The sequence below is a fragment of the Aquimarina celericrescens genome, assembly GCF_042682765.1.
Classification (GTDB): Bacteria; Bacteroidota; Bacteroidia; order Flavobacteriales; family Flavobacteriaceae; genus Aquimarina; species Aquimarina celericrescens.
Genome location: NZ_JBHUHY010000016.1, coordinates 328,635 through 343,690, shown reverse-complemented (window position 1 = coordinate 343,690; position 15,056 = coordinate 328,635). Strand labels below are relative to the sequence as shown.

Here is a 15,056-nt window from a genome sequence, read left to right as displayed (position 1 = left end):
TTATTTAGTTCCTATGTAAAGCGGTTCGCTAAACGGTTTAAGTCCACTATTATTCAGTGTAACGATATAGTAATAAGTTCCCGTTGGTACTTGATTTGCTGATCCTAGGGAGGCCCTGGGCGATGTGCCATTCCAATCGTTTTGGTAATTATCCGATTGATACACAATAGCTCCCCAACGATTAAGAATTTTTACATCTATGATATAGTTACAATCTTCTACACCATCAACTACAAAATATTCATTAAAAGGATCTCCGTTGGGAGTTATGACTTTTGAAATTTTTATATCTTCATCTCCGCAAGCAAAAACAGCACATCGATTATGTATCTCAATTTCCGCTTCTACATAAATAGGGCAACCTGAATTATCTTCGGTATAACTGAATGTGATCGTTTCAGAAGCATTTTCACCAAATAACTCTATAGACAGGGGATCAAAAAACTGATTGTCAATAACCGTAGCGTTTCCAGATACTACCTCCCATGTTCCATCAAAATTAATCTCACCATCAAGTAAGTCGAACAAATCAAATATTTGCGATTCTATATCACTCGCAATACATAAACTGACATCATTAGCTACAACAGCCCTATTTTCTAAAGTAAGTTTGGCGGTTATTGAACTCGAATTTCCGCATTCGTCTGTGACGATGTATTCAACGATTAACATTCCGTCATTGATTGTTGTAAAATCGTAATTCGAGGATACTGTCGCCGATGTATTTGCACTGCATTCATCTATAACACAAGTTTCCAGCAAGGTGATATTATCTACATTCCATTGATCCGCTAGTTCTTCTGCATTCAATACAGAACACTCTAAAGTCATATCGTCAAGCGTACAATTATCTAAACTAGGAGGTGTGGTATCGGCAAGAGTAAGTGTTGCCATTAATGTAGTACTATTGTCGTTTTCATCTGTTATTGTATACGTTACCTCTATGATGCCTCCTAAACCACAGGAAGAAACTAAGTTACCAAAATCATAATCTGAGATTATCGTTCCGTTAAAATCGGTGCCGCAAGCATTTGCAATACATGATTCTAATTCTAAGATATTATTCGAATTCCATGTATCTGCGATACTCTTATTATCAGTTCCATTACATTCAATGGTCTCATTAACGACATTACAGTTAGTTATGTCAGGGGGAATTTCATCTGAAACGATAAAATATACTGTAGCCTGATCACATGCTGTTGGATTGCCAGTATCACAAATAGAATAGATGAAGCTATCTGTGCCTAAGAACTGAGAATTAGGCGTATAGATAAATGTTCCATCGGTATTAAGAACCAGAGTACCATTGTCTACACCATTTATGGCAGTAGCATTTACAATCTGTATATCACCTTCAGGATCGAAATCATTATCCAATATATTTCCAGAGCGATTTTCACATTCTGAGACAAAATATGCATCATCATTCGCAAACGTGCTATTATCCTGATTCTCAAATACGGTAATTACTACAATTGCAGTATCACATAATATTGGAGTACCGTTATCGCATATAGTATATTCAAAAGTATCTTCTCCTATAAAACCTACCGGTGGTATATAGATAAAGGTTCCGGTATTTGAATCAATTATCACAGAGACTCCTTCTGAAGTCAATACAGGGGTTGTGGTTACTGAAATTAAATCTTGATCAGGATCGAAATCATTCGCCAATACATTTCCAGATACAGGGGTATCAATTTCAGTATTTGCAGTATCCGGATTTGCGATAGGAGGATTATTTTCTGGATTTTGTTTTGGAAGTACTTCTATATATACTGTTGCAGAATCACAAGCAATAGGACTGCCATCATCACAAATGGTATATTCAAAGGTGTCCTCGCCTATAAATCCTGGGGGAGGGGTATAAGTATACATGCCAGTATCAGGGACAATGATTACATCAACTCCTTGAGAAGTGGTAACGGTGGTGGTAGTTACTGTTTGCGTATCGCCCTCAAGATCTTCATCATTAGTGAGTACATTACCAGAGACAGGAGTGTCTATAAAAGTATTATTGATATCTGTGATTGCGTTGGTACAATTCGTTGTAATTTGTACACACCTAACAGTTTGACATTCGTTAGCATCACGAACTGTTACATTATAATGTCCTGGAATAAGATCCTTAAATATTCCACTAGTTTGATAAGTGACTCCATCATCTATAGAGTACGAATATGGCGAAGTTCCGCCTCTTCCACAAACATTTAACTGTCCTGGTTCGTTACATCGACTATTCAGTTTGGATGTGACAGAAAGTGTTAGTGGGTTGGCGGGTTCGGTAATCGTAAATGATTCCATAATCGTACAATTATTGGCATCGCTAATAGTCACCGAATATGTTCCTGCTGCCACATTAGTTAGATCTTCAGTAGATAAACCGTTACTCCACGTAAAAATGTAGGGAGGAGTTCCGTTACTTATAGACAGATCAATAACGCCTGTCGTTTCGCCAGTGCATAGTACGTTGGTCAATACAGGGGTAGCTTTGATATTACAATTGTTTAAATACAGGATATCAGCACCCTTTTTTCTTTGTGTTCCACGAGCCTCAATTAGAGTAACATTATGAGTCTGATTTGTAGGTCCAGTTGTGCTAGCAGTAGTTTGATTTTGAGTTGAGGTGCTCCATTGGTATGTATATCCTGGAGTTCCCCCAGAAGCAATCGCTTCAGCTATGCCATTACAATATGATACGGCAGTGGTAGCGTCTTGTGTTTTTATTACGGTAAGGTCTAATATGTTAGCTCTTTTAGTAGTTTCTAAAGTAAGTTTTTGGTTGTTATGCTTTTCTGCAAGAGTTGATGAATCAATGGTGATATCGTCATAATCATTGGCAAATTTTAAAACCTCTCCAGACCAATGTTTAGAACTCAAGTTGATTTTTGATAGATTTTTTTCCTTTACAAAAGGAATGTCATCATTGCTATGGTAATCACTACTATTGGGTGTATATCCATAAACATTTAGGATAGGAAGTAGAAATGTAGTAATACAAGCAATTATTATAATTGTCCCTGGAAAAAGGTTCAAAGTAATTATTTTCATACGCCCCGTTAATTATAATTCTATGGTTGTAACAACTCTGAATTTTTTGACTACATCAGATTTGTGATAACAAGTTATTTACGTTCACAATATTTATTAAATACTGCCATTTTCGAAAATTTACCGTTTTGTTTCAAACGATAATGTCTTCAAATCTAGCTATAGTTAAGTTCTTATTAGATATTCCCTTTATGGCAAGGGATGGGGCATATCATACTACACTATTTAGATATTGCTCAATTAGTTTGGGGGATTTTATCAAACAAATACGGGGGAAAGGGTTATTGTCAAAAGTATGTTATATTGATGAGATAATCAATTAATAATTGTTTAAATTTTGACTCAAATGCTCAATTTTTGACCCTATTTGATAGGGGTAATTTCCCCTTTTTTGAAATTAGTAAACTTGCTCAGCTTTTCTCTTTTGTCAAAAATATCATGAAACAACCTCATGCTGCGATAAGTATAATAGCTATATATACGGTCTTAATTGAAATTGAAACTCCTATAAAGCTAGACTAAATTCTATTTTGATTAGTCTTGGTTTAGGTCGTTTTGTTATCTTTACGCCTTGTATAACTATACTTTAATTTACAACTAAATGTCACACAATTTATTAAAAGGTAAAAGAGGGATCATTTTTGGCGCACTTGATGAAAGTTCAATCGCCTGGAAAACTGCCGAGCGTGTATTTGAAGAAGGAGGGAGTTTTGTACTTACCAATGCGCCTGTAGCTATGCGTATGGGGGCTATTAATGCTTTGGCAGAAAAAACAAATTCTCAGGTGATACCAGCAGATGCTACTTCACTAGAGGACCTAGAGAACCTTGTTGAAAAATCGATGGAGATTTTGGGAGGTAAAATTGATTTTGTTTTACATTCTATAGGGATGTCCGTTAATGTTAGGAAGGGTCGACATTATACAGATCTTAATTATAGCTTTAGTGAAAAAGGCTGGGATGTATCTGCGCTTTCTTTTCATAAAACCATGCAAACATTATACAAAAAGGATGCAATGAATGAATGGGGGAGTATCGTCGCGCTAACTTATATGGCCGCACAAAGAGTATTTCCTGATTATAACGATATGGCGGATAATAAAGCGTATTTGGAGTCTATCGGCCGTAGTTTTGGATACTTTTTTGGTAGAGATAAAAAAGTACGAGTTAATACGATTTCTCAATCTCCAACACCTACTACAGCAGGAAAGGGTGTAAAAGGTTTTGATGGATTTATAGAATATGCCGATAAAATGTCTCCGCTTGGTAATGCTACTGCGGCAGAATGTGCAGATTATACAGTTACGTTATTTTCTGATCTTACCAAAAAAGTAACATTACAAAATCTTTATCATGATGGTGGTTTCTCTAATATGGGAGTAAGCCAAATGGTTATGGATAAGTTTATGGGTGAAGAATAGTAATTTATAACTATAATGTCTTAGAAAATCCCATTTGAATTAAATGGGATTTTTCTTTGGTTATCTTTGCAAAATGAAAGAGCTATTAGTGTTTCTATAGTTATCTGAATCATCTGATAATAAAATAAAAAAATAGATGAAATTAAACTTTTCTTTTATTGTACCCGTATATAATAGACCAATAGAAATTAAGGAGCTATTACATAGTATGTTAGAGATGGACTACAAAAAAGAGTATGAAATTGTGATTATAGAAGATGGATCATCAGAGACTTCAGAGCATATGATTGAAGCTTTTAAAGAGCAATTGTCTATTAGTTATTATCAAAAACCAAATACAGGCCCTGGAGATTCTCGCAATTATGGTATGAAAAAAGCAAGAGGTAATTATTTTATTATCCTCGATAGCGATGTGATTTTACCTCAAAATTACTTGTCAAAGGTTGAGGTTTTTTTAAATAAAAACTTTGTACACTGTTATGGTGGCCCCGATGATGCACATGAAAGTTTTTCTAATCTTCAAAAGGCAATAAGTTATAGTATGACATCGTATCTTACTACAGGAGGGATTCGAGGTCGTAAAAGTATGATGGGTAAGTTTCAACCCAGAAGTTTTAATATGGGATTATCTAAAGAAGCTTTTTATGCTTCTGAAGGTTTTGGAGATATTCATCCAGGGGAAGATCCTGATCTTACTATCCGGTTGTGGAAATTAGGATATGAGACTGCTCTAATTCCTGATGCCAAAGTATTTCATAAGAGAAGGATTTCATGGAAAAAATTCTATATACAGGTTAATAAATTTGGATTGGTACGTCCGATTTTAAACAAATGGCATCCAGAAACGGCCAAAATAACCTATTGGTTTCCTGTATTGTTTCTCATATATATATCATTTTCACTAGTAACTTTGGTTTTTGGGTTCTGGTATTTTATGGCCATCTTAGGGCTGTATTTTGTTTTAATATTTATGGGAGCATCGACTGCTTTCAAAAACATTTCCATAGGAATACAATCTGTTTTGGCAGTTTTGATACAATTTTATGGTTATGGAAAAGGATTCTTTAAATCTTATTATTATATTCATCTACTCAAAAAAGTCCCGGAAAAACAATTTCCGAAATTGTTTTTCAAAAAGTAAGAATATATGTCTGGTAGAACAAAAAAGAATTTCTCATTCAAAAAAAGCAATGTAAAAACCTTTTTGTTTTTTCTGTTATTCACTTCTTTTTTATGGATATTAATTCAGTTTTCAAAAAATTACACACAAGAAGTAGAAGTGGGGATTAGATATACAAACCTTCCTCAAGATAGAATTTTTAATGAAGAAAGTGATCAAACGCTAAGAATGACGCTCAACGGAAATGGTTTCAGGTTAATGAGTCATAACTGGAAGAAACCTGTCTTAGAATTTAATGTAGAGGATGCAGCTTCAAACAAAGAGGATCAATACTATTTTCATGTAGATAAAGAGTCTGCCATCCTAAAAAACAAACTCGATTTTAAAGGACGTATTCTGGCATTACAAAAAGATAGCCTGAGATTAAAACTGGATATTAACTTAGAGAAAAAAGTTCCCGTGATTGCGAAAGAGGATATTAGGTATGCAGTTGGATACGGTAGTGATAAAGGACTAGTGATCACTCCAGATTCTATAATGGTAAGTGGACCTTCAAAAATTATAGACACCCTTCAAAAGGTGTATACAGAACTATTAAATCTAGAAGGTATTAACCAGGATTTTGTTTCTCAATTGAACATAGACAAGACAGACTTGCCATCAAATATCAAAGTGGCTCCTGAAATGATTGAAGCTAATATTTTGGTGAGTAAATTTACAGAAGGAAATCAAAAAATTCCTATTACACTAAATAATGTTCCGGAAGGAATAGAAATTAAAATTTTTCCCAAAGAGAGTACAGTAGTCTATAGAGTGGGATTGGATAAATATAATGAGATTAGTGAGAGAGATTTTATGGTAGTAGCAGATTATGCTAAAGCTTCTGAGGAAAGTTCTTTTCTTACACTTGAACTTCTTAATAAACCAGCGTTTATTCATGATGTTCGTTTGCAGGAGAAACAAATCCAATTTGTGGTTGTAAAATAGAGATCAGATATGAAGGTTGTAGGGCTTACTGGGGGAATAGGTAGTGGAAAATCTACCATTGCAAATATGTTTAGCCATCTTGGGGTTGCCGTATATATAGCAGATGAAGAAGCTAAAAAGTTAATGAATACTGATCCGTTAGTAAGAGAACAAATTATTGAATTACTAGGAGATAATTCTTATGTAAATGGAGAACTCAATAGGATGTATGTCGCGGAAATTGTCTTTAGTGATAAAAAGAAATTAGAGGGTTTGAATGCGATCGTTCACCCTGCAGTAGCAAAACATTTTGATCTCTGGAAGAACAAGCAGGTAGGTGATTATGTAATAAAAGAAGCAGCAATCCTATTTGAAAATGGCGGATATAAACAATGTGATCACACTATTCTTGTATTAGCACCATTGGAGACAAGAATTCAAAGAGTCTTAAAAAGAGATGAAATAACACGGAAACAAGTGCTTTCTAGAGCAAATAATCAATGGGACGATTCTAAAAAAATTCCGTTAGCCGATTTTATTATACACAACATAGACCTTAAAGAAGCTGAAAATCAAGTAGGTAAAATTCATGCTCAAATATCTTCCTAATACCTTTGTAATCTTAATCTTTCATTTTGTTAACATTTGGTTAAACCGTAAAGTAGCTAAATGTTAAAGTCTTACTTTTGATTTATGAATAAAAGGTTATTCGTATTGCTGATAATCCTCATGAGTTTATCATTAATCGGGATTATTTTCGTTCAGGGATATTGGATTAACAACACGGTTGAGAATAATAAAGAGCAGTTTTCTTTTAATGCTAAACAAATATTGATATCTGTTTCCAACGGGATTCAATATCGAGAATTTGAAGAGATGTTTTTTCCATTACAAGGAATACTTGATAGCATAGGAGAAGATCCGGATAATAAAACAATACGTCAGCTATTAGATATAAGTATTGATAATACAACAAAATCTTTTGCTTACGCTAATGGTATTTTGGATGAGGATTATAAATTATTCTCATCTTTTGTAAACTTTAATATCGATACGGTAAAATTGAGGAATATTCTTAATCGTAATGTAGACGTTGCGACACAAGAAACTCAGGCTGATATTGCCAAACAAAGTTCTAAGTCTAAGTTGGAGAGAATAAGAGGATTGACAGATCTCCAAAGAAAGGACTACGAGATTGTTATAGGAGAAATAGCCAGTTTTATACCAATACATAGAAGGGTTCAAAAAAAGGAAATAGAATATTTGCTTAGAAAAGAACTCGAAGAACGAGATATAAAAGTAGATTTTGAGTATGCTATATACAGTAATGCATTAGCAACAAAAGTACGTTCTGACGATTTTAGTTTGGATTATCCAACGACATACGCGATTCCACTTTTTGTCGATGATGAAGGAGTAAGCGAGTATCAACTGTATGTCAATTTTACTGGAAAAAAGCAATATGTGCTTTCTACTATTAAAGGAATGGCCATATTATCAATAATTTTTACTTTGATTATTGTAATTGCCTACTCCAGTGCCTTGTCGCAACTCTTGCAACAAAGACAGATATCACAAATTAAAACCGATTTTATTAATAACATGACCCATGAGTTAAAGACTCCTATTGCCACGATCAACCTGGCACTAGATTCAATAAAAAATCCAAAAATAGGAGGTGATCCTGAAAAAGTTCAGCGATATATGAAAATGATAAGAGAGGAAAATAAAAGGATGCATGCTCAGGTCGAAAATGTGTTGAGAATATCCCAGCTTGAGAAGAACGAACTTAACATTAAAAAGGAGAAACAAGAGCTTCATGATATTATAGAAGATGCTGTGACTCACGTTTCCTTAATTATAGAAAGTAGAGACGGATATGTGAAAACGCATTTAGGCGCTCTTAAAACTACTGTATTGGCCAATGATAGCCATATGACCAATGTTGTAGTTAATATTTTGGATAATGCGATTAAATATTCTGAAAATGAGCCAAAAATTGACATATACACTGAAAATGTAAAGAATAGTATTATCCTTAAAATTCGTGACCAGGGAATAGGAATGAGTAAAGTTGCACAAAAAAAGATCTTTGAAAAGTTCTTTAGAGAACATACAGGAGATTTGCACAATGTAAAGGGACATGGTTTAGGATTAACATATGTAAAAAGAATCATAGATGATCATCATGGTCAGATATGGGTGGAGAGTGAAAGGGGAAAAGGCTCCACATTTATAATTAAATTACCGTTAATATCATAAAATATGGAAACAGAAAACAAAAAGATTTTGCTTGTAGAGGATGATCCAAACTTTGGAACAGTATTAAAGGATTATCTGGTCATGAATGATTATGATGTTGTGCATGCCAAAAATGGTATGGAAGGCTTCGAAAAGTTCAAAAAGGATGATTATGATATGTGCATTCTCGATGTAATGATGCCTTACAAGGATGGATTTACACTGGCAAAAGAGATAAGAGATAAAAATGAGGAAATACCAATCATTTTTTTAACCGCTAAGGCGATGAAAGAGGATGTATTAAAAGGGTATAAAGTTGGTGCAGATGACTATCTCAATAAACCATTCGATAGCGAGGTGCTATTAATGAAAATACAAGCTATTATGCAACGCAAGAATACCGAATCGGTTGCAGATAGTAAACAATTTGAATTTAAAATTGGAGGTTTTCATCTTAATTCTAAACTTCGATTTCTGACGTTTAGAGAAGAAGATCCTATTAAGCTTTCTCCAAAAGAGAATGAACTATTGCGCTTATTAGCATTACACCTTAATGATCTTATGCCACGAGAGTTGGCATTAACAAAAATCTGGAGAGATGATAACTATTTTACCTCTCGAAGTATGGATGTTTATATCGCCAAATTAAGAAAGTATTTAAAGAAAGATGAAAATGTGGAAATACTTAATATTCATGGGGAAGGATTTAGACTAGTAGTACGTAATGAAGAGTCTTAAGAAAAAGTAACGGTAATAACTAACGAATAAAAAAACACAATGAAAAATTTTTCATTGTGTTTTTTTATTGATGTAGTTTACAATAGATAATGCTTCTTCCTTGTAATCAAACCACTTAATATCTGGATCTTTCCTAAACCAGGTGAGTTGTCTCTTTGCAAAACGCCTTGTGTTTTTTTTGATTTCAGAAATGGCAAAATTCAAATCCCAGGTGCCATCAAGATAATTGAAAATCTCCTTGTATCCTACAGTGTTTAGAGCATTCAATGATCTGTTATCATATAAGTTTTTGACTTCATTTACTAATCCTTTCTCTATCATGATGTCGACTCGTTCGTTTATTCGGTCGTAGATTACTTGTCTATCCGCAGTAATTCCGATTTTTATGATATTGAAAGGTCTATTTTTTTTAGGAGTGGTAAGAAAAGATGAATAAGGTTTACCACTGCTAATACATACTTCTAAAGCACGCATAACTCGGTGTGTATTTTGTAAATCGACCTTATTATAATAATTTGGATCCAGTACTTTCAATTTGTTTTGCAAGCTTTCAATCCCAGAATTTTTATAGGTAGATTTAAGTTTTTCTCTTATCTCTGTATCTACTTCTGGAAAACTATCTAATCCCTTAGTTACAGCATCGACGTACAAACCAGAACCTCCGACTAGAATTGTATAGGTATTGTTTGCAAATAGGGTATTGAGTCTCTCTAATGCGTCCTTTTCAAAATCCCCAACAGTATATAGCTCTTTAATGCTTTTGTGTTGAATGAAATGATGTCGAACTTGCTTCAGTTCGTCCAAAGATGGGACAGCGGTGCCTATGCTCATTTCTTTATAAAACTGTTTGCTGTCTGCCGATACAATTTCGCAATTGAAGTGTTTTGCCAATGTTAAACTCAGGCTTGTTTTGCCAATAGCCGTTGGACCAACGATTACTATGAGAGTATTATTCATTGTGTAAATCTTCTCCACATTTATAACAGAATTTAGCACCATCCCTATGATCAGAACAATTGCAATTGGCGCATACCTGAGTATTAAGATTGACCTTTTTAGATTTACGGTCAGCAGCATACTCTGCAGATACAATACCAGTAGGTACGGCAATAATACCATAACCTACAATCATAATCATAGCTGCAATCAATTGACCCAATGGGGTGGCAGGTGCAATATCTCCATATCCAACCGTAGTCATTGTGACAATACACCAATATACGCTAATCGGGATACTTTTGAATCCACTTTCTTCTCCTTCAATCAAATACATTACAGTACCCATGATGATGCATAGCACCAATACAGCAAACAAGAATACCAGTATTTTTGCACCGCTATCTTTTATTGCTCTTGCCAATCGATTTGATTCACCAATATATCTTGAAATCTTTAGTATTCTGAAAACACGAAGTAGTCTGAGTGCCCTTACTGCCAACAATGCGCTTGTTCCCGTAATAAAGAAAGATAAATAAAGTGGTAGTGTTGATAGAAGATCTATGAGGCCATAAAAGCTAAATATATATCTTGAGGGTTTTTTGATTGAAATAATACGGGCGACATACTCAAATGTAAAAAATATGGTAATTACCCATTCTCCATAATATAAAAACCTATAAGTATCAATTGGCAATCCTTTCACACTCTCAAGCATTACAAAGATTATACTTAGTAAAATAAGAATCAAAAGTGTTATATCAAAGATTTTTCCCATGGGGGTATCAGCCTCATAGATGATATCATGTAGTTGATCTTTCCAGGTTTTATGATATGAATTTTCCTCCAAACGTTTTTGATTTTAGTTAAAAGTACTAAAACTCAGAAATTAAACTTTAGTAATAGGGATTATCTTTAACTTTTTGTGCTGGCGTATATAACTCTGGATAATATGCTGCGCGTCTCTATTATGCCGCATTGGAGTAATAATAGATCTCAAAATATCAATATTGTTTATTTGATGATTTAGATTGAAGTATCCAATACCTTTAAATTTTCCTTCTTCGACCAAAATAACACTTTGCTCATCTACATCTCGACCCCGGTCTATAATAATTATATCCTGACCATCAAATGAGTTATTATTGATTAGTTTTTGTACTCTAGTATTGTATTCTCCAGGAGATTCTGTCGAAATACAAGCACCAAAACATTGTTTTATCGTATAGTTAAAACAATTTCCTGCACTGGTGTCCAGCCCCATTAATTTCTGACATAGGCTGTACTCTTCTGTCCATCGATGCATATAAGACTTAGCTTGTTGTCTATTCGAGAACGTCGTTATACTTCTTTTTCGGATGTCTGCTTTGGAAACTTTTAGGTTAATAAATCCATCATCGTCAATAAATTGGTACAAAGCTTGGTCAAATTTAGATCTCTTTAAAGCGCGATTGTATTTTGGTCTGTTACGCTTTATCTCTTCACTTTCTTTTAATAAAGCCAAAAGTTCACTACCTGTAATCTCATAAGTAATACGAGTAACTTCTGTTTGAATTCGTCTGGATTTTCTGTTGTCACTAGTAAAATGCTGGTTAAGACGTTTTTTGATATTTTTACTCTTACCAATATAGATAATTTTTCCATCTTCCTGATGCATATAGTAAACCCCTGTGGTGGTTGGAGCCTCTTCAACCAGCCTTAATAATTTATCATCAATTTGACGTTTTGGATCAGCTCGAACGGTCTCTATAATGATGTTTTTATCTAAATCTCTAGTTAGTAGAAATTTAAATAATTTTACTGTCGCAAGTGCATCGCCATTTGCTCGATGTCGATCAGAAAGCGGAATACCCAGACTACGAACTAGTTTTCCCAAACTATAGGATGGTTGATCCGGGATTAGACTTTTTGAAAGTTCTACTGTACATAAAGATTGTCTTTCATAATCAAATCCTAATCTCGAGAATTCAGTTTGTAAAATTCTGTAATCGAAATTTGCATTATGGGCAACCACTACACATCCCGTCGTTATCTCTACAATTCTTTTGGCAACTTCATAAAACTTTGGAGCGTTACGAAGCATTTCATTATTGATTCCCGTGAGATTGGCAACAAATGGTTGTATGGGCCGTTCAGGATTTATTAAACTTATAAATTGATCTACAACTTCGTGACCATCAAACTTATAAATAGCAATTTCTGTAATCCCTTCTTCATTATACTTTCCGCCGGTGGTTTCTATATCTAATATTGCATACATAATTTGCTTGTAGTGGGTGGTCTATAGTAGACAGTATATGTTTTAATAATTTTATCGTTATCTAACATTCCTTGCCATTAATTTCAAATATAGTTGTTAAATAGTTATCCTTATTAGATAATTCTTTTATATACTAGTTGTAGTTTCTGGCGCCAAATATAGAACTTCCAATTCTAACCATCGTGCTTCCGGCATCAATAGCAATTTTATAATCACCACTCATCCCAATAGATAGCGTCGTTAAGTTAGGATATTTAGGTTTTAATGCTTTAAAGAAGGTGCTAATCGTTTCAAATTCACTTTTGACTTGGTGTTGATCATTCGTAAAAGTAGCCATTCCCATAAGGCCTTGAATACGAACGTTAGCCAGATTCTTTAATTCGTCAGACTCAAGAATAGTAATCGCATCTTCTTTGCTTAATCCAAATTTACTTTCTTCTTCGGCAATTTTGATCTGTAGCAAACAATTGATAATCCTGTTATGCTTCTTAGCCTGTTTATTAATCTCCTTTAATAATTTAATACTATCTACGGCATGAATGAGATCTACAAACGGTGCCATGTACTTCACTTTATTCGTTTGAACATGACCAATCATATGCCAACTAATATCTTTGGGCATCTCTTCCCACTTTTCGACCATCTCTTGTATTTTGTTTTCACCAAACTCACGCTGACCCGAATTATAGGCTTGCATTAAAATAGAAATAGGTTTGGTTTTGGACACAGCTACTAGAGTGACATCTTCTGGAATTGAATTTTTAATATTTTGAAGGTTTTTTTCAATATCATTCATAAGATGCAAAGATATTTAAAAAATCATTCTTAAGATCAAAACTCATAGATTGTAATTCCGCTTCGTAGTTTGGGTTCTATATACGTACTTTTTGGAGGCATTCTTAATCCTTGATCAGCAATTCTTTTCATTTGATCTACAGTAGCTGGGAATAAACCAAAACCAACCTTAAATTCATCGCTGTCGATCTTACTTTTTACAGAAATAATATCATTTTTACCATGTGAATATTCGATTCTAGTATCTGTTCGTAGATTTTGAATTCCTAAAATTGGTTCTAATACTGTTTTATACAGAATTTGAGCATCTAATTCTTCTAGAGCATCAGCAAACTCATACCTTGTTTTTCTAAGGTATAAAGAATAAAATTCTCCTTCTAGATACATGCTAAAATGATGAGGGTTTGAAGGTTTATAAACTTCAATTCCCCTATTTTCGATACGAAACCACTCATCTAATTGTATTAGGAATTCTTCTTTGGATAACCCGTTAAGGTCTTTAATCAATCGATTAAATTCGTAAATCCTTAAATCTGATTCAGGAATAAGGTAGCTCATAAAAAAATTATAAGTCTCGTTTCCTTGATGATTAGGATTATCTTCTTTGAGGTCCTTTGCCAAAAGGTAAGAAGATGCAGAACGGTGATGTCCATCTGCAATATAAATGGTTTTCATTGAAGAAAAAGCATTCTTTATCTCACTAATAGATTTTGGATCACTTATTTTCCAAAGATAGTGAGTATCACGATATGTGGTGGTGAATTCATATTCTGCTCTAACTTTAATAACCTTGGCAATAATTTGGGCAATAACCTCGTTGTCTGGATAGGTTAGTAATACTGGTTCAGCATTAAAACCTACAGTTTTTAAATATTCTTTGAAGGTAACTTCGCGATCCTGGAGGGTGTCCTCATGTATTTTAATCACATTATTTTCATAATCCTCTGCACTTGCTGCTGCTATGATTCCTGAAAAAGATTCTTGCTCTCGGTTTACTATTTTATAGACATAATAACAAGGGGTGTCATCTTGAATAAAAATTTCATCTTCTTTAAACTCAAGGTACCTATTGCGAACTAGTTTATAGCGTTCTTCGCCCGATATTTCTTTTTGATATTTGTATCCAGGATTAACAATATGCAAGAAAGAGTATGGATTGTAATCCATACGAGAATCACGTTCATTAGGCGTATAGCTCTGGTAAGATCTGGAGGCTACCAGACTTACTTTGTCCCTTGTTGGACGAACCGCTTTAAACGGATGGATTTTTGCCATTTATAGGTTTTAGGTTTTGATATTTGACTTTATCCTACTTTTTATTCGCTTTTGAAGCCTGGTGATCATTTTTAAAAGCGCAGTCAGTTGTATTTTGACGATTTTATCTTTTTCTTCGGAAATAAACTTTCCTCTTAAGGCAACAGAAAAACAAATAACACATTCTCTAGTACAATCTAAAGCAATTTGTAGATGTCTATTGAATTGAGCATCAGGAGCACCAGCGCCTTTTGGTATACTGAGTGCCACTA

The 15,056-nt window shown here is 34.1% G+C and carries 13 protein-coding genes; 6 read left to right on the top strand and 7 right to left on the bottom strand.

What is annotated here, in order from left to right; genetic code table 11:
* The gene (locus tag ACFSJT_RS16525) at window positions 1-3,054 is read right to left on the bottom strand and encodes an Ig-like domain-containing protein (protein ID WP_378321443.1); all 3,054 of its coding nucleotides are present in this window, start codon (window positions 3,052-3,054) and stop codon (window positions 1-3) included.
* A 601-nt stretch (window positions 3,055-3,655) separates the two neighbouring features.
* On the opposite strand from ACFSJT_RS16525, the gene ACFSJT_RS16520 reads away from it, so the two are divergent.
* The 6 genes from ACFSJT_RS16520 (at window position 3,656) to ACFSJT_RS16495 (ending at window position 9,539) form a co-directional block, all read left to right on the top strand.
* Window positions 3,656-4,474: an enoyl-ACP reductase FabI gene (locus ACFSJT_RS16520; protein WP_378321442.1), complete on the top strand. Its 819-nt coding sequence runs from the start codon at window positions 3,656-3,658 to the stop codon at window positions 4,472-4,474.
* Window positions 4,475-4,610: 136 nt separating this feature from the next.
* On the top strand, window positions 4,611-5,615 hold the full coding sequence (locus ACFSJT_RS16515) for a glycosyltransferase family 2 protein (protein WP_378321441.1): 1,005 nt from the start codon (window positions 4,611-4,613) through the stop codon (window positions 5,613-5,615).
* 6 nt (window positions 5,616-5,621) lie between these two features.
* A complete protein-coding gene (locus ACFSJT_RS16510) occupies window positions 5,622-6,581 on the top strand; it encodes a CdaR family protein (RefSeq protein ID WP_378321440.1) in 960 nt (319 codons plus the stop codon).
* 9 nt (window positions 6,582-6,590) lie between these two features.
* On the top strand, window positions 6,591-7,169 hold the full coding sequence (gene coaE, locus ACFSJT_RS16505; protein WP_378321439.1) for a dephospho-CoA kinase: 579 nt from the start codon (window positions 6,591-6,593) through the stop codon (window positions 7,167-7,169).
* An 84-nt stretch (window positions 7,170-7,253) separates the two neighbouring features.
* Complete coding sequence (locus ACFSJT_RS16500; protein WP_378321438.1) at window positions 7,254-8,822, top strand: sensor histidine kinase; 1,569 nt, start codon at window positions 7,254-7,256, stop codon at window positions 8,820-8,822.
* A 3-nt stretch (window positions 8,823-8,825) separates the two neighbouring features.
* Entirely contained in the window at window positions 8,826-9,539 is a 714-nt protein-coding gene (locus ACFSJT_RS16495) for a response regulator transcription factor (protein ID WP_378321437.1), read from the top strand.
* Between the two features lie 51 nt (window positions 9,540-9,590).
* Here the strand turns inward: ACFSJT_RS16495 and miaA are convergent, their stop codons facing one another.
* The 6 genes from miaA to ACFSJT_RS16465 form a co-directional block, all read right to left on the bottom strand.
* The gene (gene miaA / locus ACFSJT_RS16490; protein ID WP_378321436.1) at window positions 9,591-10,496 is read right to left on the bottom strand and encodes a tRNA (adenosine(37)-N6)-dimethylallyltransferase MiaA; all 906 of its coding nucleotides are present in this window, start codon (window positions 10,494-10,496) and stop codon (window positions 9,591-9,593) included.
* Window positions 10,489-11,253 (bottom strand): ion transporter, encoded by a 765-nt coding sequence (locus ACFSJT_RS16485; RefSeq protein ID WP_378321489.1) that lies wholly within the window; start codon window positions 11,251-11,253, stop codon window positions 10,489-10,491. The genes miaA and ACFSJT_RS16485 overlap by 8 nt, the downstream gene beginning before the upstream one ends.
* A 111-nt stretch (window positions 11,254-11,364) precedes the next feature.
* On the bottom strand, window positions 11,365-12,735 hold the full coding sequence (locus ACFSJT_RS16480; protein ID WP_378321435.1) for an exonuclease domain-containing protein: 1,371 nt from the start codon (window positions 12,733-12,735) through the stop codon (window positions 11,365-11,367).
* Window positions 12,736-12,868: 133 nt separating this feature from the next.
* Window positions 12,869-13,531: a YggS family pyridoxal phosphate-dependent enzyme gene (locus ACFSJT_RS16475; protein ID WP_378321434.1), complete on the bottom strand. Its 663-nt coding sequence runs from the start codon at window positions 13,529-13,531 to the stop codon at window positions 12,869-12,871.
* Between the two features lie 35 nt (window positions 13,532-13,566).
* Complete coding sequence (locus ACFSJT_RS16470) at window positions 13,567-14,805, bottom strand: DUF1015 domain-containing protein (protein WP_378321433.1); 1,239 nt, start codon at window positions 14,803-14,805, stop codon at window positions 13,567-13,569.
* A gap of 9 nt (window positions 14,806-14,814) precedes the next feature.
* The gene (locus ACFSJT_RS16465; RefSeq protein WP_378321432.1) at window positions 14,815-15,054 is read right to left on the bottom strand and encodes a four helix bundle protein; all 240 of its coding nucleotides are present in this window, start codon (window positions 15,052-15,054) and stop codon (window positions 14,815-14,817) included.
* Window positions 15,055-15,056: the final 2 nt, after the last annotated feature.